At 56.2% G+C, this 24,354-nt stretch carries 24 protein-coding genes and 5 pseudogenes; 14 read left to right on the forward strand and 15 right to left on the reverse strand.

From position 1 onward, the window contains the following. The first annotated feature begins 122 nt into the window (after nt 1-122). From ACIPL2_RS00185 to ACIPL2_RS00215, 7 genes and pseudogenes are all read left to right on the forward strand, one after another. Complete coding sequence (locus tag ACIPL2_RS00185; RefSeq protein ID WP_401351725.1) at nt 123-2,024, forward strand: DUF1302 domain-containing protein; 1,902 nt, start codon at nt 123-125, stop codon at nt 2,022-2,024. A 35-nt stretch (nt 2,025-2,059) separates the two neighbouring features. Beyond that, nucleotides 2,060-3,418 carry a DUF1329 domain-containing protein gene (locus ACIPL2_RS00190; protein ID WP_401351727.1) on the forward strand — a complete coding sequence of 453 codons (1,359 nt, stop codon included), beginning with the start codon at nt 2,060-2,062 and terminating at the stop codon, nt 3,416-3,418. A 95-nt stretch (nt 3,419-3,513) separates the two neighbouring features. Next, nucleotides 3,514-4,590 (forward strand): WD40/YVTN/BNR-like repeat-containing protein, encoded by a 1,077-nt coding sequence (locus ACIPL2_RS00195; RefSeq protein WP_401351730.1) that lies wholly within the window; start codon nt 3,514-3,516, stop codon nt 4,588-4,590. A 28-nt stretch (nt 4,591-4,618) separates the two neighbouring features. Continuing rightward, nucleotides 4,619-7,069, forward strand: a complete 2,451-nt coding sequence (locus tag ACIPL2_RS00200) for an RND family transporter (protein ID WP_401351732.1) — start codon at nt 4,619-4,621, stop codon at nt 7,067-7,069. Then, nucleotides 7,056-7,211 (forward strand): annotated as a pseudogene (locus tag ACIPL2_RS00205) (hypothetical protein); the annotation flags it as partial. The gene ACIPL2_RS00200 and the pseudogene ACIPL2_RS00205, both read left to right, overlap by 14 nt. Before the next feature lie 61 nt (nt 7,212-7,272). Next, entirely contained in the window at nt 7,273-8,010 is a 738-nt protein-coding gene (locus ACIPL2_RS00210; RefSeq protein WP_401351734.1) for an NAD(P)H-dependent oxidoreductase, read from the forward strand. 114 nt (nt 8,011-8,124) lie between these two features. After that, complete coding sequence (locus ACIPL2_RS00215) at nt 8,125-9,687, forward strand: transglycosylase SLT domain-containing protein (RefSeq protein ID WP_401351736.1); 1,563 nt, start codon at nt 8,125-8,127, stop codon at nt 9,685-9,687. A 337-nt stretch (nt 9,688-10,024) separates the two neighbouring features. Here ACIPL2_RS00215 and ACIPL2_RS00220 read toward each other — a convergent pair whose 3' ends face one another. Together ACIPL2_RS00220 and ACIPL2_RS00225 are read right to left on the reverse strand one after the other, a co-directional pair. Continuing rightward, nucleotides 10,025-10,633: a sensor histidine kinase gene (locus tag ACIPL2_RS00220; protein ID WP_401351739.1), complete on the reverse strand. Its 609-nt coding sequence runs from the start codon at nt 10,631-10,633 to the stop codon at nt 10,025-10,027. After that, nucleotides 10,558-11,319, reverse strand: a complete 762-nt coding sequence (locus ACIPL2_RS00225) for a GNAT family N-acetyltransferase (RefSeq protein ID WP_401351742.1) — start codon at nt 11,317-11,319, stop codon at nt 10,558-10,560. The genes ACIPL2_RS00220 and ACIPL2_RS00225 overlap by 76 nt, the downstream gene beginning before the upstream one ends. A gap of 295 nt (nt 11,320-11,614) precedes the next feature. Between ACIPL2_RS00225 and ACIPL2_RS00230 the strand changes: the two genes are divergently transcribed. Together ACIPL2_RS00230 and ACIPL2_RS00235 are read left to right on the forward strand one after the other, a co-directional pair. After that, a complete protein-coding gene (locus ACIPL2_RS00230) occupies nt 11,615-12,682 on the forward strand; it encodes an ATP-binding protein (RefSeq protein WP_401351745.1) in 1,068 nt (355 codons plus the stop codon). 138 nt (nt 12,683-12,820) lie between these two features. After that, nucleotides 12,821-13,480, forward strand: coding sequence for a carbonic anhydrase (locus tag ACIPL2_RS00235; RefSeq protein ID WP_401351748.1), 660 nt, complete (start codon nt 12,821-12,823; stop codon nt 13,478-13,480). Between the two features lie 26 nt (nt 13,481-13,506). Here ACIPL2_RS00235 and ACIPL2_RS00240 read toward each other — a convergent pair whose 3' ends face one another. The 5 genes and pseudogenes from ACIPL2_RS00240 to ACIPL2_RS00260 all read right to left on the reverse strand — a co-directional run bounded on the left by ACIPL2_RS00240 (nt 13,507) and on the right by ACIPL2_RS00260 (nt 15,322). Continuing rightward, nucleotides 13,507-13,884, reverse strand: coding sequence for a response regulator transcription factor (locus ACIPL2_RS00240; protein ID WP_401351750.1), 378 nt, complete (start codon nt 13,882-13,884; stop codon nt 13,507-13,509). A gap of 4 nt (nt 13,885-13,888) precedes the next feature. Beyond that, nucleotides 13,889-14,110 (reverse strand): hypothetical protein, encoded by a 222-nt coding sequence (locus tag ACIPL2_RS00245; RefSeq protein WP_401351752.1) that lies wholly within the window; start codon nt 14,108-14,110, stop codon nt 13,889-13,891. A 140-nt stretch (nt 14,111-14,250) separates the two neighbouring features. Further along, the gene (locus tag ACIPL2_RS00250; RefSeq protein WP_401353308.1) at nt 14,251-14,457 is read right to left on the reverse strand and encodes a hypothetical protein; all 207 of its coding nucleotides are present in this window, start codon (nt 14,455-14,457) and stop codon (nt 14,251-14,253) included. 218 nt (nt 14,458-14,675) lie between these two features. Continuing rightward, nucleotides 14,676-15,010 (reverse strand): annotated as a pseudogene (locus ACIPL2_RS00255) (hypothetical protein); the annotation flags it as partial. A gap of 141 nt (nt 15,011-15,151) precedes the next feature. Next, nucleotides 15,152-15,322, reverse strand: a complete 171-nt coding sequence (locus tag ACIPL2_RS00260) for a hypothetical protein (protein WP_401351755.1) — start codon at nt 15,320-15,322, stop codon at nt 15,152-15,154. A gap of 376 nt (nt 15,323-15,698) precedes the next feature. Between ACIPL2_RS00260 and ACIPL2_RS00265 the strand changes: the two genes are divergently transcribed. Next, complete coding sequence (locus tag ACIPL2_RS00265; protein ID WP_401351758.1) at nt 15,699-16,031, forward strand: hypothetical protein; 333 nt, start codon at nt 15,699-15,701, stop codon at nt 16,029-16,031. Between the two features lie 368 nt (nt 16,032-16,399). Here ACIPL2_RS00265 and ACIPL2_RS00270 read toward each other — a convergent pair whose 3' ends face one another. Continuing rightward, nucleotides 16,400-16,765: a hypothetical protein gene (locus ACIPL2_RS00270; protein WP_401351761.1), complete on the reverse strand. Its 366-nt coding sequence runs from the start codon at nt 16,763-16,765 to the stop codon at nt 16,400-16,402. 52 nt (nt 16,766-16,817) lie between these two features. Then, nucleotides 16,818-16,997 carry a hypothetical protein gene (locus ACIPL2_RS00275; RefSeq protein WP_401351764.1) on the reverse strand — a complete coding sequence of 60 codons (180 nt, stop codon included), beginning with the start codon at nt 16,995-16,997 and terminating at the stop codon, nt 16,818-16,820. 207 nt (nt 16,998-17,204) lie between these two features. Here ACIPL2_RS00275 and ACIPL2_RS00280 point away from each other — a divergent pair, with 207 nt between their 5' ends. Next, nucleotides 17,205-17,450, forward strand: a complete 246-nt coding sequence (locus ACIPL2_RS00280) for a hypothetical protein (RefSeq protein WP_401351767.1) — start codon at nt 17,205-17,207, stop codon at nt 17,448-17,450. A 6-nt stretch (nt 17,451-17,456) separates the two neighbouring features. On the opposite strand, the gene ACIPL2_RS00285 is transcribed toward ACIPL2_RS00280, so the two are convergent. Next, the gene (locus ACIPL2_RS00285) at nt 17,457-17,723 is read right to left on the reverse strand and encodes a hypothetical protein (RefSeq protein ID WP_401351770.1); all 267 of its coding nucleotides are present in this window, start codon (nt 17,721-17,723) and stop codon (nt 17,457-17,459) included. A 262-nt stretch (nt 17,724-17,985) separates the two neighbouring features. Here ACIPL2_RS00285 and ACIPL2_RS00290 point away from each other — a divergent pair, with 262 nt between their 5' ends. Then, nucleotides 17,986-18,255 (forward strand): hypothetical protein, encoded by a 270-nt coding sequence (locus tag ACIPL2_RS00290; protein WP_401351773.1) that lies wholly within the window; start codon nt 17,986-17,988, stop codon nt 18,253-18,255. 32 nt (nt 18,256-18,287) lie between these two features. On the opposite strand, the pseudogene ACIPL2_RS00295 reads toward ACIPL2_RS00290, so the two are convergent. The 4 genes and pseudogenes from ACIPL2_RS00295 to ACIPL2_RS00310 form a co-directional block, all read right to left on the reverse strand. Then, nucleotides 18,288-19,337 (reverse strand): annotated as a pseudogene (locus ACIPL2_RS00295) (DNA cytosine methyltransferase); the annotation flags it as partial. Between the two features lie 20 nt (nt 19,338-19,357). After that, a pseudogene (locus ACIPL2_RS00300) lies at nt 19,358-19,730 on the reverse strand (low affinity iron permease family protein). A gap of 163 nt (nt 19,731-19,893) precedes the next feature. Beyond that, a pseudogene (locus ACIPL2_RS00305) lies at nt 19,894-21,107 on the reverse strand (zinc-dependent alcohol dehydrogenase). Nucleotides 21,108-21,374: 267 nt separating this feature from the next. Beyond that, a complete protein-coding gene (locus ACIPL2_RS00310) occupies nt 21,375-21,851 on the reverse strand; it encodes a hemerythrin domain-containing protein (RefSeq protein WP_401351776.1) in 477 nt (158 codons plus the stop codon). Nucleotides 21,852-22,283: 432 nt separating this feature from the next. Here ACIPL2_RS00310 and ACIPL2_RS00315 point away from each other — a divergent pair, with 432 nt between their 5' ends. Together ACIPL2_RS00315 and ACIPL2_RS00320 are read left to right on the forward strand one after the other, a co-directional pair. After that, nucleotides 22,284-22,715, forward strand: a complete 432-nt coding sequence (locus ACIPL2_RS00315; RefSeq protein WP_401351779.1) for a DNA methylase — start codon at nt 22,284-22,286, stop codon at nt 22,713-22,715. Between the two features lie 50 nt (nt 22,716-22,765). Further along, nucleotides 22,766-23,077, forward strand: coding sequence for a hypothetical protein (locus ACIPL2_RS00320; protein WP_401351782.1), 312 nt, complete (start codon nt 22,766-22,768; stop codon nt 23,075-23,077). A gap of 99 nt (nt 23,078-23,176) precedes the next feature. Here the strand turns inward: ACIPL2_RS00320 and ACIPL2_RS00325 are convergent, their stop codons facing one another. After that, nucleotides 23,177-24,310 carry a sensor histidine kinase gene (locus ACIPL2_RS00325; protein WP_401351785.1) on the reverse strand — a complete coding sequence of 378 codons (1,134 nt, stop codon included), beginning with the start codon at nt 24,308-24,310 and terminating at the stop codon, nt 23,177-23,179. Nucleotides 24,311-24,354: the final 44 nt, after the last annotated feature.

Here is a 24,354-nt window from a genome sequence, read left to right on the forward strand (position 1 = left end):
GCTCTTAAAGTGAGTTCCGGGACTAGCGCTTATCCATCCGAAGCCTGAACCCCCATTTACCCGTCGTTAGCCGCCAGGTCTGACGGCAAGCCACAACAAAAACAATAAAGGTGTATCACCCGATGAAGAGTCGCAATCTCTGCGCGCGGCGCCAACTGCTCGCTACCGCTATCCTGGCCTCGACCCTGCCGGCCGCCCACGCTGTCGAGTTGGATACGGGCAGCGAAGACTGGTCCATTCGTTTCGACAACACTGTCAAGTACAACTATGGCGTGCGTACGGAGAGTGCCGACAAGCGCATTCTGGGGACGCCCAACAGCAACGACGGTGATTACAACTTCCGCAAGGCCGGCACCAACATCACCAACCGTGTCGACCTGTTGACCGAACTGGATGTGATCTACCAGAATAAAACCGGGTTTCGTGTCAGCACCGCCAGTTGGTACGACAAGGCTTATGACAATACCGGTTCGAACTCCAACCCGTTCGTGAACGGCAACGATGAATACTCGTCGATTTCCGGGTTTGGCGGGCGTCCGGCGGCACCGGCCATTTTCGGCAGCCCGCACCTGAGCAAGTATGCCCAGCGCTACTACAGCGGGCCGTCCGGCGAAGTCCTCGATGCCTTCGTGTTCTACAACACCCAGGTGGGCGACGATTCCCAGCTCAGTATCAAGGCCGGCCAGCACAACGTGTTCTGGGGCGAGACGGTACTCAATCCGGTGCACTCGCTGAGCTATGGCCAGGCGTCCCTCGACCTGGCCAAGGCAGCAGCTTCGCCCGGTACCGAAGCCAAGGAACTGTTCGTTCCGCGCAACCAGATTTCCAGTACCTTCACCCTCACTCCCGAACTGACCTTCGGCGCCCAGTATTTCCTGGATTGGGAAGGTGCTCGCCTGCCTGAGGCCGGTACGTTCTACAGCGGTTCCGACGTGGTCGGCTTCGGTGCGCAGTCGTTCCTGCTGGGGCATACCGGCGGCGCGGGGCTGGCGGGGCCGAACGGCACGCTGACCACCGTTCGACGCGGTCATGACTACACGCCGGACAATCGCGGTGACTGGGGCCTAATGCTCAAATGGTCGCCCGAGTGGCTGGACGGGACGCTGAGTGCGTACTACCGCAAGACCTCGGACATTCTCCCGCAAGCCGTCCTCGATACTCGGGGCCTGACCAGCGTGGGCGGTGTAGCGGGGTTGCGTAACTCGATCAGCACCGCCACCTATGAATTCGCCTATGGCGATGACATCGATATCTACGGTCTGAGCCTGTCCAAGGAAGTGGGCGGGGTCAGCGTTGGCAGTGATTTGAACATTCGCCACAACATGCCGCTGGCCAGTATTCCGGCGATCATCAGTGCTCCGGGGCCTGGCGGCTTGCAGGCGGGTCTTGGCTTGCTCCCTGCACGTAGCGCGGGTACCGGCGTAATCACCGATGTGCCACGGGACGGTGACAGCCTGGCCGCCACGGGCGACACGCTGCACTGGACCATCAATGGCCTGGTGGCAATCGCTGACACGCCGCTGTTCGATTCCGCCACGCTGTTGGGCGAGCTGTACTACAGCAACCTGCTGAGCCTCGATAGCAAAAACAAGGCGCTCTACAAGGGCGAGGACACCTATCGCGGCATCGACCAACCCACCCGTGACAACTGGGGCATCGCCGTCAACTTCACACCAACCTGGTATCAGGTGTTTCCCGGTGTGGACCTGAGCGCTCCGATGTCGGTCAACGTCGGTATCGACGGTGTTTCACCTGTGGTAGCGGGCGGCGCGGAAGATGCCGGCAACTACGCCGTCGGGGTGAGCGCTGCGATCTACAACAAGTATTACGTCGACCTCAAGTACGTCGACGCCTTCGGCAAAACCACTGACTGCGACGACGGCGCAAACGATGGTTCGACCCCTAACGCCCTTGACGGTACACAGCGCTACACCTGCTACGCGGGCGGTCTGGCTTCGGCCTCCGGCTCCGGTGCCACCGAGGATCGGGGTGCGCTTTACCTGACCCTGAAAACCACCTTTTGATTCACCCAGCCTCGCGAAAGCAGGAGAACACCAAGATGAAATTCGCCTATACCCTGATGGCCGCTTCCCTGGCCATGGCCCTTGCCGGGCCGACCCACGCTGCTGTCGATGCCTCGGAAGCTGCGAAACTGGGCACTCAATTGACCCTGGTCGGTGCCGAAAAAGCCGGTAATGCCGACGGTTCCATTCCTGCGTATCAGGGGGGCTTGACTACCCCGCCGGCCAGCTTCAAGACGGGCGACAAATCGCGCCCCGATCCGTTCGCTTCTGAAAAGCCAGTGCTGGTGATCGATGGCAAGAACGTGGATCAATACAAGGGTCAGCTGACCGCAGTGACCGCCGATCTGGTCAAGCGTTATCCGAGCTTCCGTGTCGAGGTGTTCCCGACCCACCGCACGGCCGCGTTACCTAAAGGCGTGCTGGACAACACGGTAAAAAATGCCACTGCGGCACGCTCCACCGAAGGCGGCAATTCCATCGAAAATGCACTGCCAGGCATTCCATTTCCGATCCCGAAAACCGGCGCCGAAGCCATCTGGAACCACTTGCTGCGCTACCAGGGCGTCAATCTCCAGGTCAAGTATGACAACTGGAACGTGGACTCCGCGGGTGTCGCCAGTCTGGCCACGACCGGTATCGCGCAGATCAACTACGCCGCCTATGACGACCTGTCCAAACAGTTGGCGGCCGCGGACACTTATTACCAAACCAAATTGACCTTCACCGGCCCGGCCCGTCGTGCCGGTGAAGCTGTGATGCTGCGCGACTCGGTCAACCCGCTGGTGCAACCGCGCCGTGGCTGGCAATACCTGCCGGGGCAACGCCGCGTGAAACTGGCACCGAGCCTGGCCTACGATACACCTAACCCGGGCAGCGCCGGGGCCTCAACGTGGGACGACTCCTTTGTATTCAACGGTGCGCTGGATCGCTTTGACTGGAAACTGGTGGGCAAACAGGAAGTGATCGTTCCTTACAACACTTACCGTGTGACGTACCAGAGCGATTTGAAACCGGTAATGACCCCCAACCATTTGGCCCCCGAGTTCGTTCGTTGGGAAAAACATCGGGTGTGGGTGGTCGAGGCGACGCTCAAACCGGGGGCACGGCACATTTACGCCAAGCGCCGCTTCTATCTGGATGAAGACACTTGGGTCGCTCTGGCATCCGACCAATACGATGCCAACGGCCAGCTGTACCGCGGCGTCTACAGCTTCCTCAGCCAAAGCTACGACCAACAGGTGCCGGATGCCTCGCCTTATCTGATTTACGACCTGGTCGGCGGCACCTACAGCGCCGTCGGCTTCCCAGGCCCATACGGCGGTATCAAGTACAGCGAGGCGCTGAGCAAGACCCAATGGGCACCGGAATCGCTGGCAGGTGCCGGTATCCGTTAACACCTTCGTCGCTACTGCCGATTGTCAATCGAGCAGTTTTTGCGCCGGGTCGTACGCACGTACCTCCCGGCGCCTTTTTGCCAAGAGGGCGCAACATGGGCTCCTGTAACAAGAAGATCGCGCCACTGGTGCTGGGAATGCTGCTGGGGTTGCTGCAGGGCGGCGCGCTGGCATCGACCTACGTTGACGTGCTGGATTTGCCGGCCCAGTCGAGTGCCCTGGCGGCGCGCAGTCCCTTGCTGGGTGTTGCCCAGGCGGGGAAGCGTCTGGTCACCGTGGGGCAGCGCGGGCACATTCTTTATTCCGATGACGCCGGACAGAACTGGCAGCAGGCCGCAGTACCGGTCAGCTCGGATCTCACGGCGGTGAGTTTTCCTTCGGCCACCCAAGGCTGGGCGGTCGGCAACGATGGCGTGGTGTTGCACAGCAGCGATGCCGGCGTCACCTGGACCGGACAACTTGACGGCCGCCAGATCGGCGAGCTGATATTCAAGCATTACACAGCTCTGGCGGTGGCTGAACCTGACAACGAACAGTGGGCCGTGCTGGCCGCTGATGGCCAGCGGTGGATTGAGGAGGGCGCCGACAAACCGTTGCTAGACGTCTGGTTCGCCAACGACAAACTCGGTTATGCGATCGGGGTGTTCAACCTGATCCTGCGCACCGAAGACGGTGGACAGCACTGGGTCCCGTTCCAGGATCGCACCGACAACCCGCAAGGCTTTCACCTCAACGCCATCACCTACACGGGCGATGCGCTCTACATCGTCGGCGAACAAGGTCTGCTGCTCAAATGGGATGACAACGCCCAACGCTTCGCCGCCGTTGCGACACCCTATCAAGGCAGCTTTTTCGGCGTGGTTGGCCAGCCTGGCGAAGTGCTCGTCTATGGCCTGCGCGGGCATGTGTTTCGCAGCACCGATGGCGGGCTGAGCTGGGCCCGGCTCGATAGCGGTCTACAGGTCAGCGTCACCGCTGCCACGCTGGATGCCGATGGCCATTTCCGGCTGTTCACCCAGGCCGGGCATATGCTCATGAGCCGAGGCGGCAATGCCCCGCTGCAATTGATACCGCAGGCCCGGCAGACGCCGGTAGCCGGTGCAGCAATGGCGGCCAATGGTGCGCTGGTGCTGGTGGGTAGCCGCGGTGTGCGTACGCTGTCCGCCGAATAATTATAAGAATCAGAGTGAGTACCCAGACATGGGCAATTTGAAGCAAGACACCATGCCGGTGATCCGCGAACTGCCGGACTTCGACCGGCGCTCCGGCAATCTGCTGGAACGGCTGGTATTCAACCATCGCCCGCTGTTCATGCTGCTCATGGCGCTGGCCACCGTAGTGCTGGGTTGTATGGCGGTGACGCGCCTGGAGCTGCGCCCCAGCTTCGAAAAAATGATTCCGCAGAGCCAGCCGTACATCCAGAACTACCTGGAGAACCGCCAGTCGCTACGAGGTTTGGGCAACACTGTGCGCGTGGTGGTGGAGAACACCCAGGGGGATATTTTCGATCCGGACTACTTGTCGGTTCTCAAGCAAGTCAATGACGAACTGTTCCTCATGCAGGGCGTCGATCGCGCCTGGATGAAGTCGCTGTGGAGTTCAGCGGTGCGCTGGACCGAAGTCACGGAACAAGGCTTTCAGGGCGGCGCGGTGATGCCGGACAGCTATCAGGGCTCGCCATCGGACATCGAACAGTTGCGGCAGAACATTAACCGCGCCGGCATAGTCGGCAGCTTGGTGGCCAGTGATTTTAAATCGAGCATGCTGATCGTGCCACTGCTGGACAAAACCTCGGCCACCGGCCAGAGCATCAACTACCACCAGTTTTCCCGTCTGCTCGAAGAGCGCTTGCGTGACAAGTTCGAGTTCGCCAACGGCGCCGTACACAAGGCCGGGGAGGAGGGCACGGGCCAGTACAAGGTCCGGGTTATCGGTTTCGCCAAGTTGATGGGCGACCTGATCGATGGCCTGATCCAGGTGATGATGTTTTTCGGCCTCGCCGTCATCACCTCGCTGATCATCATTTATGCCTACACCCGTTGCTTGCGCAGCACTCTGTTGGTGGTCGGCTGCTCGTTGATCGCGGTTGTCTGGCAACTGGGCATCGTTGCCTGGCTCGGTTACGCCATCGATCCGTACTCGGTGCTGGTGCCTTTCCTGATCTTCGCCATCGGCGTGTCCCACGCGGCGCAGAAAATGAACGGGATCATGCAGGACATCGCCCGCGGCACCCACAAACTGATCGCCGCGCGCTACACCTTCCGCCGTCTGTTCATCGCGGGCGTCACTGCGTTGCTGGCTGATGCGGTAGGTTTCGCCGTGTTGATGCTGATCGACATTCCGGTGATCCAGGACCTGGCGATCACCGCCAGTATCGGTGTCGCGGTACTGATCTTCACTTCGCTGTTGCTGATGCCGGTGGCGCTGTCCTACATCGGCGTAGGCCGCAAGGCCGCCGAGCGTGCGCTGAAAATCGACACCCGTGCCGAGCACCACAAAGGCTTCGGCAAACTCTGGGACTTGCTCGATCGCTTCACCACCCGCAAGTGGGCCACTGGCGCCGTGTTGGTCGCGGTGCTGATGGGCATCGGCGGTTTCATGGTCAGCCTGCAGTTGAAGATCGGCGACCTTGAAAGCGGGGCGCCGGAGTTGCGCGCCGACTCGCGCTATAACCGCGACAACGCTTACATCACCCGCCACTACGCGCTGTCCAGCGACCTATTCGCCGTGATGATCAAGACCGCGCCGGAAGGCTGCCTGAACTACAAGACCCTGATCCTCGCTGACCGCCTGGCCTGGGAACTGCAGCAGTATCCGGGCGTGCAGGCCACCGCTTCGCTGGTCAACGCGGTACGCCAGATCACCGCCGGCACCTATGAGGGTAACCCCAAGCTCAACAACATCCAGCGCAACCAGGACGTGCTGAACTATGCCGCGCAGCAGGCCTCGGTCAACTCGCCGGAGCTGTTCAACAACAACTGCTCGCTGATGCCGGTGATCGCTTTCCTCAAGGATCACAAGGCGGAAACCCTCGACGCCGTGGTAGCGATTGCCGACAAGTTTGCCAAGGAAAACAGCACCGACGATCGCCAGTTCCTGCTGGCCGCCGGCAGTGCCGGCATCGAAGCGGCGACCAACATCGTGGTGCGCGAGGCCAACCGCACCATGCTGCTGTACGTCTACCTGGCGGTGACGCTGTTCTGCCTGATCACCTTCCGCAGCTGGCGCGCGACGCTGGTGGCACTGTTGCCGCTGGTGCTGACGTCGATCCTTTGCGAAGCCTTGATGGTAGCCATGGGCATCGGCGTGAAGGTGGCGACTTTACCGGTGATTGCCTTGGGTGTCGGGATCGGCGTCGACTACGCCTTGTACTTGCTCAGCGTACAGCTGCAGTACCAACGCCAGGGTTTGTCGCTATCGCAGGCCTACCGCAATGCTGTGGCATTTACCGGGCGGGTAGTTGGGCTCGTCGGTATTACCTTGGCAGCCGGGGTCATCTGCTGGGCGTGGTCGCCGATCAAGTTCCAGGCCGACATGGGCATCCTGCTGACCTTCATGTTCCTGTGGAACATGCTCGGCGCGCTGATCCTGATTCCGGCGCTGTCGTACTTCCTTCTGAACGGTGAACGACGCAGCAGGTGTCGGTGGTGATCCGGCCTACGGCGGCATGCCCAAGGCGCTTTCGGCTCAGGTCGAAGAAATGGTCAACTCCGCCAGCCTAACGTTCGGTCTGTACCCGTTGCTGACCGCTGGCGCTTGCCTTTCGATCAACGCCCACGCCAGCGAGAGACTGTACATACTAAATGCCGATCAGTTTTGATGCGGCAACGCCATTTGAATATCAAGGAATAACCATGAACGTTTTAATCGTGCATGCACATCCCGAGCCAAAATCCTTTACCGCTGCACTGCGCGACCAGGCCATTGAGACTTTGCACGCCCAGGGGCATAAGGTACGGGTATCGGACCTTTACCAGATGGACTGGAACCCGGTGGCCAGTGCCGAAGATTTCTCCATCAGAGAGAATCCCGAGTATCTGGTTTACGCGCTCGAACAACGACGGAACAGCAAAGAACAAACCCTCGCCGCTGATATACAACAGGAGCTTGATAAGTTGTTATGGGCAGACTTGCTGATCCTCAATTTTCCGATTTACTGGTTTTCGACACCGGCCATTCTCAAAGGCTGGATAGATCGGGTATTGGTGTCCGGTATCTGCTATGGCGGTAAACGGTTCTACGACCAGGGAGGCCTGAGCGGCAAAAAAGCTCTGGTATCCGTGACACTGGGCGGGCGGGAACATATGTTCGGAGAGGGCGCGATCCATGGTTCGCTGGAAGACATGTTGCGCCCGCTCTTGCGAGGGACTCTGGCATATGTCGGGCTGGAGGTGCTCAAGCCTTTTATCAGTTGGCATGTGCCATACATCAGTACTAAGGCTCGACAAGATTTTTTGCTCAGCTTTCGCCAGCGTCTGGAGAACATCGATGCGGATGAGTCGATTGAGTACCCGCGCTTGAGTCAATTCGATGATCGGCTTTATCCCCTCAAACCTGTTTGCGTAAAACCGGACACTGACAGGCAAGTCTGAACTAAGCTTTTGCGTGTGCTTGCGGATGCTGGTCTTGGCCATCCTGGCACGGCTGAAGTCCGGGATGGAGCCGCTGGAACAAGTCAGACGAAAACAACGTGTGGAGCACTGACCATGGTGGGATTCCGCGACTGGTTCAGACGCCGTACGGTTCATTCCTCCGCACGCTCAGCGCTCATCTTCAACTCCGTTGCGGCGCTCGCATTCACTCTTTTCACCGGCCCGCTCTATGCCACAATCGAAGCAATGGCTCCACCAGAGTCACCGCAACGTGAGCAATTGACCCTCTCGACCGATAGCGCAATGAAACCGTGGACTGGCGATCTCGACGGGATGATCGATCGACAGGTCATCCGAGTTCTGACGGTTTACAGCAAGACCTTTTATTTTGTCGACAGAGGTGTTCAGCGCGGTACGACATACGACTTTTTCCGCGTGTTTGAGGAGGATCTGAACAAGCAACTGGCCAAGGATAAAAAGCTCAAACATAAGGCTCTGAAAGTGCGGGTGGTGTTTATTCCCGTCGCGCGGGATCAATTGCTGCCGGCGCTGGCTGCCGGCAAAGGCGATATTGCGGCGTCTAACCTCACCGTGACGGAGGAACGCAAGCACCTAGTTGATTTTACGTCACCGGTCTATCGCAACGTCAGCGAGGTGGTGGTCTCCGGTCCCGGCTCACCGGCGGTGTCCAGCGTGGGCGAATTGGCGGGACAGGTAGTCTTCGTTCGCAAATCCTCCAGTTATTACGAGAGCCTGATGGCCCTCAATCAGCGCTTTGCCGGCGAGGGCAAACCGGCGGTCATCCTCAAGGAAGCACCAGAGGCTCTGGAAGACGAGGACCTGATCGAGATGCTGAACGCCGGCATGATTCCTCTCATCGTCGTGGACAAGCACAAAGCGGACTTCTGGAAGAAGGTCTTCCCGGCTATCACGGTGCAGGGCGACGTCGCGTTGCGCACCGGCGGCGAGATTGCCTGGGCGATTCGCAAGGGCAGTCCGCAATTGCAGTCCGCCGCCAACGATTTCATTGCCGGTCACGGTCAAGGGACCACCCTCGGGGACATGATTCTGACGCGTTATTTTAAAAACGAAAAATATGTAAAGGCGGCTGTCTCCGAGTCCGAACGCAAGAAATTTATCGCATTGGTTCAGTACTTCCAGAAGTACGGGGACAAATATGATGTGGACTGGTTGCTGATGGCAGCCCAGGGATACCAGGAATCACAACTGAATCAGGCAGCCAGGAGCAAGGTGGGCGCTATTGGTGTCATGCAGGTCATGCCCGCCACCGGCAAGGAACTTGGTGTCGGCAATATTGCGCAAGTCGAGCCAAACATTAACGCCGGGATCAAGTACATGCGTTGGATGATCGACCAGTATTATGTCAAGGAGCCCATGACCGACCTGGACAAGGCCTTGTTCGCCTTCGCCTCTTACAATGCAGGTGCGGGCAGGATCTCCAAACTTCGCAAAGAAGCCGCCAGCCGTGGGCTGGATCCGAACGTCTGGTTCCACAACGTTGAGTACGTTGCCGCCGAGAAGATCGGGGCGGAGACGGTTACCTACGTCAGCAATATCTACAAGTACTACATAGCCTATCAATTGATCATTCAAGCTAACGCGGCGAAGGCCGAGGCTGCGCAGACATTGAAACACCAGAGCAAAGAGGCGCCTTGATGCTGTGAACCCTGATCGAGTGTGTGCGCCAACCGCACGCTAAGTGCAAATCTATATGTCGGCACTACATTCTGTTCGTTCGTGGTTGAATTTGTTGTCGGGGTATAATTCCCATTCCCGTACGAGCTGGGCTGCCCTCCATCGTTTGCTTGTTTTGCAAATTATCCTCTTCTTTTTGGTCGTGACAGGACGCACCACCAAGACAGATGGTAGCGGCAAGTACAAATATAGGACTCAAGTGCTTGATCATCGGATTCTCCACGCTTGGGAAGATCGAGTAGATTCTCTCCATCGCCCATGGGACGGCCACTTGCCCGCAGAACTGCGTCCATTCCACCTATGTGACTATCGATGGAAGACGGACGGTGAAAGTGGTACCGCTATCAGCTTCAGATTCGACTTCAATGTTACCGTGATGGGCGCTTACGATAGCTGAAGCGATATAGAGCCCTAGCCCCAGCCCCGCTTCAGCGCCGTACTCGACGCCCCCTTGTAGATGTCGACTCAACGGATTGAAGAAACTCGGCTTTGCGCTTTCCTCAATTGGAAGTCCCGCATTGTGGACCGACAACATGGCAAAGCCATCAACGGCTTTTAGCGTCACAGTAATTGGAGCGTCGGCCTCGCCGTGCTGAATCGCGTTCCCAATCAGATTGGCGATCACCTGTCCGATGGTAAAGCCGGAAGCATGCCGAAGGTCCGCGTGTGATTCTGCTGATGTGATACTGTCCGATCGAGGCGCATTTCCATGAGATTTCAAGATCCTTGCTTCAGGGCTCTGGGGGGGTTGTAGATCAGCGGCAATGGTCCGCAGCATTTGCTCTGCATGATTTCTCAAGGCCAGCGCGTCCATTCCCTCAGCGGCCGGTGTCAGCGACTTGGCGAAGTCCTTCCACTGCTGAAGGACTGGTTCCATGTTTTGTTGGATGAAATCAGCCAGGCGCATTTCTGCTCCTTTATGAAAGTGGACTGTCCGAACAACAGGTCCCAGAGAACTTCTTCGCCACCCAAATGCTGCCCAAGCATCAGTGTGCACAAGTTACCCAGCTGTTCATTCAAATCTAGGGTGCTAAAACATATTTCATGGAAAACCTGCGATCCATGTTGATTATCGTCTTTGCTGGTAAATCCCATACTGACTGCCAAGCCGTGCATCGCCTCGTTACCTGACGAATCCATTGACGAGATTTTGCTGAAGCCTTCGCGAGTTGCGGTGTCCATCAAATGTTGTAACAGCGCCTTGGCGACCCCTCGTTGTTGCCAGCGGTCTACCACAGCCACTGCGAATTCGCAATGAGCATCGCCTTGGTACGCACCATAGCGCGCAGTGCCAATTTCAATCAGCTGATTGCCTTCGTATGCCAGAGCAAGGTAGGCCATGCGATTGTGCAGATTGATGTCCATGAGCTGGTCGTGGGGTTCGACCAGATTGCTGAACGAGGCCAGGAAAAGAAAATGCGGTTTGCCTTTGCCTAGTTCGTTGAAAAAGGCCAGATCCCGGTCTCGATCAGTTTCTGCCAATTTACGAATCAGGAGGGGCGTACCGTCCGCCAAGTGTTCCACCCAGTATTCGCCGGACAGCCCATCCGTTTCATCCTTGAAGCGTTTGTTGATGCATGCGTCACAAGACATACGATGAACTCCGGCTCAATTATGGGACTGCTCATTCACCCTAGTCTCATGCGAGGTTAGCGGGAGCAATATCCGCTCACTGACAGGTTTAAGAGACAGCCGGTATTTCCGCCGGCAAACAATTCAAACGCATCACTCGTTCCAAACGAATGTCTTTAATCGTTTCGCGCATCTGATCAATGGTGTTCAGCGCAAGACGAATTGTCGACTGACAGCATTGCGCTAGTCTGACACTATCGGTCCAATTTGTAGGAACTGATACTTTCATCAGAACACTGGGTTAGGTAGAACCGCCATGCGCCTTTCAGCTTTCATCCTCGAGAACCTTGAGCCTATCCTGCAAGCGTGGGAAGACTTTGCCAGGTCTGTTGATACCCCATTGCCCGCCATGGATGCCCAAGCCCTTAGAAATCACGCCGAGTATATTTTGAAAGCTGTGGCTCTGGATCTGCAAAGCAAGCAAACCGAGCAACAACAGATTGACAAGTCCCATGGCCTTGGCCCGGTAGCGGCGGACGAGACAGCCGCTCAAAGTCATGCTCTGACGCGCCTGACAGCTGGTTTTTCTTTGGATCAGATGGTCTCCGAGTATCGCGCCCTCCGGTCGAGCATACTCAGACTCTGGTTGGCCGAAGGGTACGCCCACGACGATGATCATATTGTCGACATGATTCGCTTTAACGAGGCAATCGATCAGGCCCTGGTCGAATCAATTGCGTCGTATGGGCAAGCAGTGGAAACCACCCGGAAAACGGTGTTGGGGGTGTTGGGTCACGACCTTCGCACCCCCTTGGGTGCCGTAACGCTGGGCACCGACTTGCTGAAGCAGACCGAAGAACTGGGCAGCCGTGGGAAAAAAATCATCTCGCAGATCTCGACGAGTGTACAAAGTGCCAACCAGATGGTGAACGACCTGCTCGATCTCGCCCGCTGTAATCTCGGCACAGGCATCCCGGTACGACCGCAAGCCACTGACCTGACTGCGGTTTGCCAATCGGTTGTGGATGAGATCGCCATCGCCCATCCCCAGGCACAAATCTTGTTTACCGACACAGGCACCATTACGGGCCAGTTCGACCCCTCGCGCATGGCTCAGGTTTTCTCCAATCTCATTGGTAATGCGGCGCGACATGGCAACCCCGAGCAACCGATAAACGTCACGTTACACGGGGATGGCACCACCGCGTGCTTTCGCGTGCAAAATCATGGGGAACCTATTCCTTCTAGCGCGTTGCCTTCTCTGTTCGATCCGGAGGGCCGTTATTCCAGATATCCTGAAGGTGCACCCGGTGTCTCATCCGGTCTGGGGCTTGGGTTATTCATAGCCGCTCAGATTGTGGAAGGCCATCGCGGACAGATTTAGGTCGAATCGACGCTGGAGCAAGGCACTATTTTCCGCGTAATTCTGCCCGTTCATCCTTGAATTGAACCCGAACACTCGCACCCGTTCTCAGATTTAGAGCTAGTGCCAGCATCTGCCATTAAATTTTTGGAGAACTCCATGCGGGACATTATCGATGGTTTTCTGCGCTTTCAGCGCGAGATTTATCCGCAACGCGTCGAGCTGTTCAAGCAGCTTGCGACAGCACAAAATCCGAAGGCATTGTTCGTGACCTGCTCGGACAGCCGTGTTGTACCCGAGCTCCTTACGCAGCGCGAACCGGGCGAATTGTTCGTGATTCGCAATGCCGGCAACATTGTACCGTCGTACGGTCCCGAACCCGGCGGCGTCTCGGCCACCGTCGAATATGCGGTCGCCGTGCTCGGCGTACAGGACATTGTGATCTGCGGCCACTCCGACTGCGGGGCGATGGGCGCGATTTCACGCTGCACGTGTCTGGATCATCTTCCAGCGGTCGCCAACTGGTTACGTCATTCGGACGCCGCGAAAGCAATTAACGCCGCGCATGAGTTCGACACGCCCCGCGCGAAGCTCGACGGCCTCGTGCGCGAAAACGTAATTGCACAACTGGCGAACCTGCGTACGCACCCATCGGTGGCTCTCGCACTCGAGCAGGGGCGCTTGAATCTTCACGGCTGGGTCTACGACATAGAGGCGGGATGCATCGATGCGCTCGATGGTGCGACGCGACAGTTCGTTCCACTTGCTGATTCGCCGACCACCGTTGCGATCGCTGCGCGTAACGGCAGACAGATCTAATGGCGGCAGAAAAAAAGGGTGGAGCATTACTCCCGCAAAAATTCCGCCCCGCCTAATGCAGACTCGACAGCGCTCAGCAAATCTTCTCCGCTGAAGGGTTTACGTAAGCATTTGATGGGCGCATAGCGGCTGGATTCGGCCATTGTCGCTTCGTCCCAGTGTGCGGACATGCAAATCACCGGCAATTTTCTATCCTGGGCTGTCAGCGCGTGCATGACGTCTATCCCTGACAGTCCGGTCATTTTCAAATCCAACAGCAGACACGCGATGTCATCGAAGTTTTCGAGGGCCAGGAATTCCTCCCCCGAGGCGAATACCCGAGAGCGGTATCCGGCCGACCGGAGCAGGTTGGCCAGGCTTTTACGAACGGATGCATCGTCGTCCACAATACAGACGATGAACATGGCGCTACCGGATAATCCTTGGCGGTGACAGAATGGTGCCGAACCCGGTCATGAAAATCACCGGCCACGGGTGTCCGCGTTGTCCAAGTACCGATTGCAGTTCCAGGCCTGTCGCCTCGGGCAGGGTGACGTCCAGCAACAGACACGCGGGGCCGATCTTGAAGTCAGCGTTGAGCAATTCTTCAGCCGAGGCGAATATCCGGTGCGCAATGTCTTCGGACCGCAACAGTCAGCTGAGTACTGTGCGCACGGACGCGTCATCATCCACGATGCAGCAGTAATTTTAGGCAGTCACCCAACGGGAATTTCTGGATACTTTTATCAGCGGAGAAATTAAGCAGCGCTCGCCTTGTGACCGGCGCGAAGTCACTCCGGCGCCATCAGCACCGCGAGTGTCGTATTGATAAACTCTTCGTTTTTGCTGATTGTGTCTAGCGCGCCTCGAACGTTCTCGGCGACTTCAGCAGAGCCGCGATGCTCGACCCAAAGTGTTAGCTCCATGACGGCCGCCTCGAGGGCGAGTTGGTTTTGATTGATCTTGAAAAGCAGGGAAGGGAGCCCCAATCGATCCAGGGTTGTGCCATCTCGATCCGGTCGAAGCCGATACCCTGTTTCCCGATCGGGAACTCGCGGATGTTTGGCCGAACCGTTTTGTTGAATTCATCCCAGCACTTGCCGAGATAGCCGTAAGCCTCGCCGGCACGAATGAAGCGCGGGAGGAGGGGCGCGACCGGGGCCGCTCTGCGATTTGACATAGGGTGCTCCAAGCCGCGCGTGGCGGCGCAAGGTGGTTATTGGGCGAACTTGGCGAGTGCGCCGTCTGTGACCTTCATCGCTGCCTGAGCATCGTTTACAAAGGCCGGGTCGAAGCTGCCTCATGGGGGATGGTTGCTTGGCAGGATCTCAGGTTCTCGCGGGTGAGTTTCAATGCTGCGACCAGCTCTTCGCGGGCAGCGGCTTCGCCTCGGGCGATGTCGCAGAAGCCCTGTAGCCAATGGTCAGGTGGCGGAGGGTTTTTCGCACCGATCACAATCGCACCGACAATTGAACCGCACAGGTCGCGCTTGTAGGCGTTGTCGCCGTCGATGCTGTCGCCCATCCGGCGGAGATTGTTCAGCGTTGCGTCGAAACCCTCGTGGGTCATATCTCTAACGTTTTTGCTGAGCGCGGTGATCCCACCTATGGCAGCGCTCAGCCGATTCAGACCGGCCTGCCATCCGCTGCGTAATTATTTGGCGTCATCAGCGTTCTGTTCGGCCAATGTTTTCTATTGCTCAATTGGCGCCCAAGGACTGGTGATGACGATGCATTTCGCCACCGGCAGCTGCTTGTTCTGGGTTGTGGCCATTGTGTCGGCCTCCTCGTTGCTGGCGGCCGCATAGAGCTCATCAGGGCCCTGGGCGTGCACGGCATACAACGTTTCGGCTTTCTCGGACATGAAGATATTCCTCGCTCGCCGTTCACCAGCAGGCTGGTCGGTGGATGATGGAATTCAGACGAGGGGTGTGGGTCAGACTGGGCGGGTGAACTATGGTTTGAGGGTTCGCCTCGCCAGTTGCGGACCTGCTTTCTCCCCTGAAGGTCTGGCGGGGTGAACTGTTAGCTGAACTCCTTGTTCATCGGCGGGCAGTTGGCTGGTGCAAATCAGATGAGGGGTCAGTGGTAGGTGGAGCGACTGAGCTAGAGTTAAATTGTCCGCTTCGCCCGTTGTGTTAGAAAAAGCCTCCTTCGTGCGTGGCCGGTGGGGCGGACTTTTCTCCCTGACTTGATCGCCCTGTCCCCAAGGGGCTTATCACTTCGCAGCGAGGCTTGAAATGCATCCCATAAAACAACGACAGCGGGTGTTCTGGGATTGGGCGGATTGCCAGCTGCATAGCCGTTCACAGGACGGTATTTTCGGCGACAAAATTCAGGTCGATGTCCAAGTTCGGATGTCACGCTCAGGTACCGTACAGCTGTTTCTGGGGGGATACGCTGAAAGCGGTGAAATGATTTTCGAGGAGTATTACAAGGATCGTGTCGGTGAAACGATGACTGCTGCCTTGAATTGGGGATACGCTCGCGCGGAGCGTTTAGCGGTTGAAAAGTCGCAATCGAATTTCCAAGCAGGGTCTTTTGGCAACATTCCTCATCGCGGCTCCTTGTAGCAGTACACGTAGGCGAACCAGGCGAGGGCGATCATGGCGTCACCTGACCGGCCGGCACAGCTCACTGGCAAGTTCAGCGGCAAAAACCACAGGCCACCAGTATCGCGGGCGCTGGTAATCCCAATAAGCTTCCTCACGAATTACCAGACCTTTGCAGCGAAGAGCCTTGAAGACGCTGAGCACTGACGGGGCATTTACCCCTAGCCGGTGCGAAACTTAATAGATCAGCTACCCATGCCGAACACCCCGCATGGTCACCCTTGGTTAACTTTTCGCAATCCATTTCGTGCAGGTTTGATTGGGTGTCACGATAGAGATATGCATTTCTCCGACCGATCTTGAGCAACTCATCTAGGACGGCCTGCTGTTTATCTGTCAGTTTCATGCCCCCATCCGTGCAGCAATGAACCCGTCAATGTACGGCTGTGGCAGCACGGCGGCGAACCTTCCCTCCGACCACGAGAGAGGCTCAGCCTTGAAGACCATTCGTTGAGCAACTCGAAAGTTGCTTCGAGTTGGTCGTCACGGATCTTTCCGTCTTCTGGCAGGTCGTCGCCGAAGACATCCGTTGGATCGAGCTGCCTTTCGTAGTTCGGCTCACAGATGCATAGCTGCTCGTCAGTCAGATCGACATCGCTGTCGATTAGGTAGTCACGCAGGCTGTCTTCATCAAAAAAATATCGGTCGCTGTCGATGATCACCAGCGGTACGCCGGCCCACTCTTTGATCGACATCGCTGCGAACTTCTTGACGCCTTTCCTGACGACACACCTTGCAGTAGCTTTTTTACTGCATAAATCTGATGTTCAGGGTTGGCATCGCGGCGGCGATGGGTAGCACCACAATAACGAGCGAGGTTTTCATCGTTCCCGAAGAAGCGGCCCTCTGCGGAATCAAGCCGGTCACCGTTTGGAGGCTGGCTGCTACCGGGCCGTCGAACATAATGATTGGCTTTTGTGCAATCATGACTTTTTCCTTGCCGCTATAGCGGCTGACTTTTTAGATCAGCGCAGAGCACAGGAGAGCATCATGCCTTACAGACCGGACTTATGTCGCGGCGATAGCTGCGGCGAGGGATGGATTACCGGAGTAACCAATCGTCAGTTGGCGCCCAAATTAATTGCGACGATGTCACAATGATGTCACAGCAACCCTTAAACCATATGTGACGTCATGCCTTCGATTGATGATTTTCGTTTCACCGCACATCACCGCCTCCTTGATATCGACGAATCTACAAACCGCCTGATGATGCTCGTTGTGTCCCGCGAAGTTTCGGGCAGTCGTTGGGAAGAAGCAGTGTCCCTCCATAAACGTGCATATGAGGCATGGGCTGCCATTCTCTCCTCCGTTGAAATTGACCCGATGCCGATTCTTGACGGTCGTCCTGTTGAAAGTTCTGTTCACCTTTCTGATTAATCAGCTTCAGCTTGTGGCCTCCCGGGCTTCTTTAGGCTCGCGGATCAACCCAAGACGAACGCCTTCATCGCGGACCATCAGGATGTCTTCTCCATAGCTCCACGGGTTCTCAAATTCGTTGTCCATTTTGCATTGAAAGTAGCCGTCGCGCATTGTCTTGCCATGATGCCAATTGAGGACAGCGAACTTTTGAGCGTGCCGCCATTCAAAAACCGCTTCCCAGCGCGCCTCTTTGGCGACGTTGATGCGCGCACCTGCATAGTCGTTGTGCAACCAGACGATGTACCGCGGCTGTTCATCGACAAATATGCATCGTGACCGGCGCCCGTATTGCGGAAGAAGAACCGACCGCAGTTAGAGATGACCCGCATGAACTCGTTCGCATTGATGATTCGTTCCAAGCGCTGCTGGCTGAGAGTTTCCTTTTCTGTGGGCATGGGGCGTGCTATGCCGGGTCATGCCCGGGCAGTGGCGTGACTCGAGTTTATGGGCTATTGCTAGTTGGCCCGGCATGGAGCCGGATCAAGGAGCGGATATGTCGAACAAATATTGGCAATCAGAGCTTTGGGGTGAAGATCCTTCGGATGTATGCCAAAAGCACGATGCGGAGCGAGGTTTCGTCATCACAGTGAGGGTCAGGCGTCAGAGCAGGCATGAAGGAATAATGTTGACCCAGCTGTTTCATCCAAGCGGTGCGAAACACTCGGAGCATGTTTTCGATATTTCGGACGATTCTGACTATCATGCGATTCAGCACGGTATCGGTCATGGTGAATGGTTAGCTCGCGGAACTCGGCCGAAGTAATCGTTAAGCCCGCTGCAATAGGTGAGGATGAGTCACGCCGCGAGGCGCTGGTAAAGTTCGATGATGTCGGCGGCGTTGGCGCTGACCAATGCCTCCGCCTCATCCGGGCAAACGCTATTGCCGATCAGTCGGACCTGGTCCGTTTTGTCGATGTCGCGCCATTCATCGGCGCCAGTGATCGGGTCGACGAACAAGCCCCGATCGATGATGTAGTCCTTGTCGAAGCCCTGCGCAGCCTTCAGGTCAAGTGTTGGAGCATGCGCAGGGTGCTGCCCACCAGCACATAGCCACCGACCAGGATCTAATCGGACGGGTCATTGAAGTGTTCCGGCAGATACTCATGCATTAAGGCTGCGCAGTGGCGGGCGCATCCCATCTGCTCCGGAGTTAGGGTGTCGGGCACCTGCACAACCTCTACCAGCGCGACACGGTCCTTCGTAGACGGTGTGCATCGGCTTAGTCTGCGAGATGCTGTCCTTCTCGTTGCCTTAATACTTCACTAGATAGGCGTTGACCAGCCGTTGGTTGGCACCGGACGGGCGGATGGTCCATCTCGGGTCATAGGCCGATCAGCTGTCGCCTTTGTAGCATCCGCCGTCCGCCTGCTCGAAGAATGCGGCTGACTCAGCATGGTGGCCGGTGCTGGTAGCGACCACGCCGAGGGGGTTGTCGACATCAGCGCCAACCGAACCTTTTCGCAGATTGACCATGTTTGCCGCGGCCAGCGCGAAGTGTCCGCCTTTGACGTGGGCGAATTGCGTACGCAGCGGCTCGACAGCGCTAAAGTTGCGCTGCGCTGAGCCATAGGCACACTCAGTGAGGAATGGGGCTGCCAATGGTTGCACCAGCGCGTTATGCGTAAGCCGGCGCTGATGGTCGACATTGCTTCGTCCGTACCATGGGTGCTGGTATGCGAATCCGGATGTTCCGCGCATCGGGACAATGAACGGCTTCGCGCTGGTGAGCACATGACGCCCGCAGCCTTTGGCTACTCGGCGCATTGTGTTCACTGCCATCGGCCTTTCGCGGAAGATCGTGCGGCCGAGGTTGATCCAATCAATGCACTCCGCGGTGGTGCCCCATTAGGCTCGGCATCTTCTAATCAACCAGTAATGAGATGCGTCTCTCCAACTTCCTCCAGCGCGCTGTATTGCCCACGCAACTTTCTTAGCTCTTTTGTTCCCATTTTATCCAGGCACAACGAGGCATTTTGCGCTTGATTGCTGGAGCGAATGAGTTCGTCGATTTTTGAGATGCAAAATATCGTTGTCGCGGTTTTGCGTGTTCTGGATCAAGAACACCATCAGGAGCGTGATGATGGTCGTCGAGGTGTTGATGATCAGTTGCCAGGTGACGTTGTAGTGAAAATACTGCCCGGTGAAGGCCCACACCGTGATCAATCCGACGGCGGTGCGGAAAGTTTTCGAACTCCCAGCCCAGTGAGAAAGCGATTGGCAAAATTTTGAGAATTTCATGAGGGCGGTCTCCTGGATGGTTTGGGATAGACCGCCTCCATGCTCTGAATTTTTTTTACGATTGTTCTGTAAGTTCCGATGCGTGCGCGGTGACAAGTGAAATTGCGAAAAGTAAAAACGAGATAACCCCGCGCGGGCCATCTCGCCTCTCTATCACATTTAATCACTGCGCAATTACGGCGTCATCGTCATGGGGCACCGCGAGTGTGTTATCACCGGGTGTGAGTATGACCTTCATGCAATCTTCTTCCTTTTTGTCGAATATCTTGTAGCCCTCAGCCGCCTGTTCCAAACCCAGTCGATGGCTGATGATGACCTCGGGGAAGAGTCGACCGGTTCTCGATATGTTCAAGCAGTTCTGGCAGGAAGCGCTGAACGTGATTTTGACCCATCTTGAAAGTGAGGCCCTTGTCGAAGCATCGCCAAACAGGAATCCGTGAATGAAGCTGAATACACACCAGGCACACTCACCACGCCACCGCGTCTGACCAATGCAATACACTGGCGCAACGCTTTACCGCTACTGCCTTCCAGTTTGAGCGTAGCCAGCACGGTCTCGGTGGTACTGCCTTTGGCTTCAAATCCTACCGCGTCCACGACACCATCGACACCGCGCATCCCTTTGGTCTGGCGAATGATCGTGTTAGCGGGGTCATCGTCTTCATGGAAGTTACCGGTATCACGCCATAGGTTTTCTGTGCTTAAGCCAGACGGTAGGGATGGTGATCGACCATGAAAATCTGCTCGGCACCGAGCATTCTTGCACAGGCGGCACTCAACAAACCGACAGGGCCGGCGCCATAGATGGCGATGCTTGAACCGTTGCCGATACCGGTGTTCGTCACGGCCTGAAAGGCGGTCGGCAAAATGTCCGAGAGGAACAAGACCTTTTCGTCTGACAGGGTGCCCGGCACCTTGAATGGCCCGGTGTTGGCTTTGGGCACACGCACGTATTCGGCTTGCCCGCCAGGTATACCGCCATACATGTGGCTGAAGCCAAACAGGGCGGCGCCCGATGGTATGGCTTTCTTATTCAGTATCGCTCCGCGACCGGTATTAGTGGTTTCACACGCCGCGAACAAATCCATTTGGCAGAAAAAGCAGCTCCCACAAGTGATCACGAACGGGATCACCACCCGGTCACCTGGTTGAACGGCGGAGATCGCGGAACCCGCTTCTTCAACGATCCCCATAAACTCATGACCGAAGATATCGCCATGGTCAACAGTGGGAATCTTTCCGCGATAGAGGTGAAGGTCGGAGCCACAGATCGCCGTGGCCGTGAAGCAGAATGATGTCGTCGCTTTCCTCCATGACCGGATCGGGGACTGTGTCGACTTGGACGCTGTGCGCGCCGTGGTAGGTAAGTGCTCTCATGACCAACAGCCCCTTTCAATTGATGGTAAGTGGGAGAGGGGCAAAGACGGATCTAAGTTCAGAGTGATGGAGAAAAGGCGAGACTGGCGGTCAGAAATTGTCTGCTATGGAGACGTTGGCACCTTCTTTCTTTGAACGTTGCAGCTGGTCTTCTTCTAAGCAGGTACGAGCTGGATTGCTCGTGTGAGTGACCTCATTGCCCGCATGGAGTGCGGGCTCTTCTTGAGCATAAAAACGCCCGGCGTGAGCCGGGCCCCTCTACGTCCTTCAGGCCGCGAGACTTGGATTCGAAAGCGCTTTTTTGTACAGCGCTTTCATTTCTTCCATCTGCTGTCCCAACTCGTTCAGCTTGGTTTTTCCAAGGAGTTTGGTCGCTTGAGGAAACATTTCGGTTTCCTCTTCCTCGATGTGATGTTCCAGCAATTCTTTAACCACTTTCACGCGACCAGAGAACTCTGGCGTACCAGGGGATGTTTGCTTCAAGTCCGGCAGCACAAGGGAGTCCACAGTGCGATGCTCCTCCTTTGCTTCGTAATACATCACGTCCTGTTCTTTACCCCCAGCTTCTTTGAATGCGGGGTAGAGGATTTCTTCCTCTAGCTTGGTATGGATCGTGATCTCCATTTCCAGTTTGGCGAGAAGGTCAGTGCGTTTTTTGACACCGCGCTCGGTCGACTCGCTGAGCTGGGTCAGGATGGCTTTCACGCGCTCGTGGTCTGCTTTCAAGAGGTCAATGGCATTCATGGTGTAATCCTTCGGTCATCACAGTAGACGCGCGTCGATCAACGTGCCAACGCTGCAGGAGTAACCTTCATTGCACTGTCTGTGCCACGCCACGCGCCGATAAATATATGTTTTAAAACAATGGGTTATATATTTAATGGCTAAGCTTATATCGGGTCTTTTGCACGAGTGATTGAAAACCAGCTTGCAGATCGCCGCGAGCAACCAGCAGGTCAGAAGGATGTCACCTCCACAGCGTCAGCTGTGCGCCATTTCGCGTTGGCCGTCATCCGAGAAATTGATTAAACCTCGCTAACAGTCGAAGCGTCGAAAGACATGAACACCATGTAATCCGAAATTCGGTGGTGTGCTATTAGTCCTGGCTCAGGATTGGCGTTCAATCTTGGGGCGCAGGGGCCGCGTTGCGATTCATGTTATCCGGAGTATATCCCCATGAGCAAAACCATCACCGCACGGGATCTGCAGATCAACCTGGAGGCGTTGAACGAAGACGGCTTATTCAAATGGCTGATCGCCAGTTTTTTGATGGGTAAACGTATCCAGGGCGAGATTGCGGTTCGAGCTTATCGAGTGATTGTCGGCAAACATCAGCACGATACACCCAGGAAGCTTGCAGGGTGCTCACATCGCCAGCTTGTAGCGATGTTGGGGGAGGCGCATTACGTGCGTTACGACGAATCGACAGCGCAGCGTCTGTTGGCGTTGGCCAACAAACTCAATCTGGAATACGCGGGGAGGGTGATGAACATGCTGGAGGCAAGCGCCAACCTCAGCGAGTTCGAAAAGCGATTGGCATCCTTTGAGGGCATTGGCCCCAAGACTGTTGAGATCTTCATGCGGGAAGCGGTGAGAGTGATTTCGTGATCAGACCGCCTATTTCGTAGATGTGACTACTTGATAATCGAGGTATGGCCATGTTCCTGATCGAGCTCTTCCTACCACTCAATACGAACGAAGGCGCATGCCAACCTTCCGGGCTGCTGTGTGCTGTGCGTGAGCAGTTAATTGGTGAGTTCGGAGGAGTGACGGCCTTCACGCGTAATCCCGCTAGAGGAACATCACTGCTGGAAGACAATGAAAGATCGGAGGATGACATTGTTGTGTATGAGGTCATGGTGGCAGCGGTGGATCGACTGTGGTGGCAAAACTACAAGCGTGATCTTGAAAGACGCTTTCAGCAGGAAGAGATTTTGATTCGGGTTTGCGAAGTTGAATTGATTTGCTGATCTTTACCCTTGAATTGGAGCTGTAGGCCTTGCAAGAGGTGCGTGCTTGGCAGCATATAGATGCAGCAATCCCAAAGCTAAAAATCACTTGATAGCAATTCAGCTCTGATGAGTGATAGGTAGGATTACTCGGAAAATTGTGCCCAACTCCAGCGTCGATTCGACTTCAATTGTTCCACTATGGCCCTCGACAATTTGAGCGGCGATGAACAACCCCAGCCCTAATCCAGAAGACGCTTTAGGTTCACCCTCAGAGTACCTGGAGTACCGTCCTTCTGGGTCGAATAGAGTGGGCAATGCGCTTGGGGGGATGGGGGCTCCGTGATTTTGCACACAAAAGGTGGCCGTCGTACCATCTCCATCCAACGAGACATTAATGGGGAATTTGGAGTTGCCGTGTCGCACGGCGTTGCCGATGAGGTTCGAGAAAACCTGTGCCATGCGCGAGGAATCGTACTGGCCCATCATTGAGCCTGTATGGGTGAACTTGATTTGCGCTTCGGGATGCGCGGTAGCGAGTTCGTCGACGACGGATTGGCAGACAGCTGTCAGATCCGTTCTTTCCAGTTGTACCGGGATACCGGTACCGAGGTTACACCGAGCCAGGTCGAGTAGGTCAGCCACCATCTCGTTGGCGCTTTGCACGCTGGTGGAAATCTGAGCAATGATTCTTTTGCCACGGCTGCCCAATTCTTCCGTCTGTTTCAGCAAATCCGCACCCAGCGTCACGGCGCTCAACGGAGTACGAAGGTCGTGGCCCAATACGCCCAAAACCGTTTTTCGGGTGTTTTCCACCGCTTGCCCGTAGGACGCAATCGATTCGACCAGCGCTTGATCTATCGCTTCGTTAAAACGAATCACGTCCACAATCTGCTCTTCGTCTCTGGAGAATTCCTGCGCCAACCAGAGTCTGAGTACACTCGACCTTAAAGCTCGGTATTCAGAGACCATCTGATCAAGTGTGAAACCCGCCATCAGCCGCGTAATGGCGTGGCTTTGAGCGGCAGAGTCATCCGCTGCGACAGGCCCATGTCCCTGGGATTTGTCGATTTGCTCTTGAGGGGTTTGGGAGGTGCACATATCCAGCGCGACAGTCCGCAAAATGTATTCGGCATGGTTTCTCAACCCCGGCGGATCCATCGCTGGCATCGGGGTCTCTACCGTCCTGGCGAATTCCTCCCACGCCTGCAAAATAGGCTCAAGGTTTTTGAATATAAAATCTGAAAGTCGCATAGCAATCCTATCCAGTCCCGCGTTCCATTTATGGTAAAGGCATC

It is taken from the genome of Pseudomonas sp. NPDC086251 (genome assembly GCF_044746405.1).
Lineage (GTDB): Bacteria > Pseudomonadota > Gammaproteobacteria > Pseudomonadales > Pseudomonadaceae > Aquipseudomonas.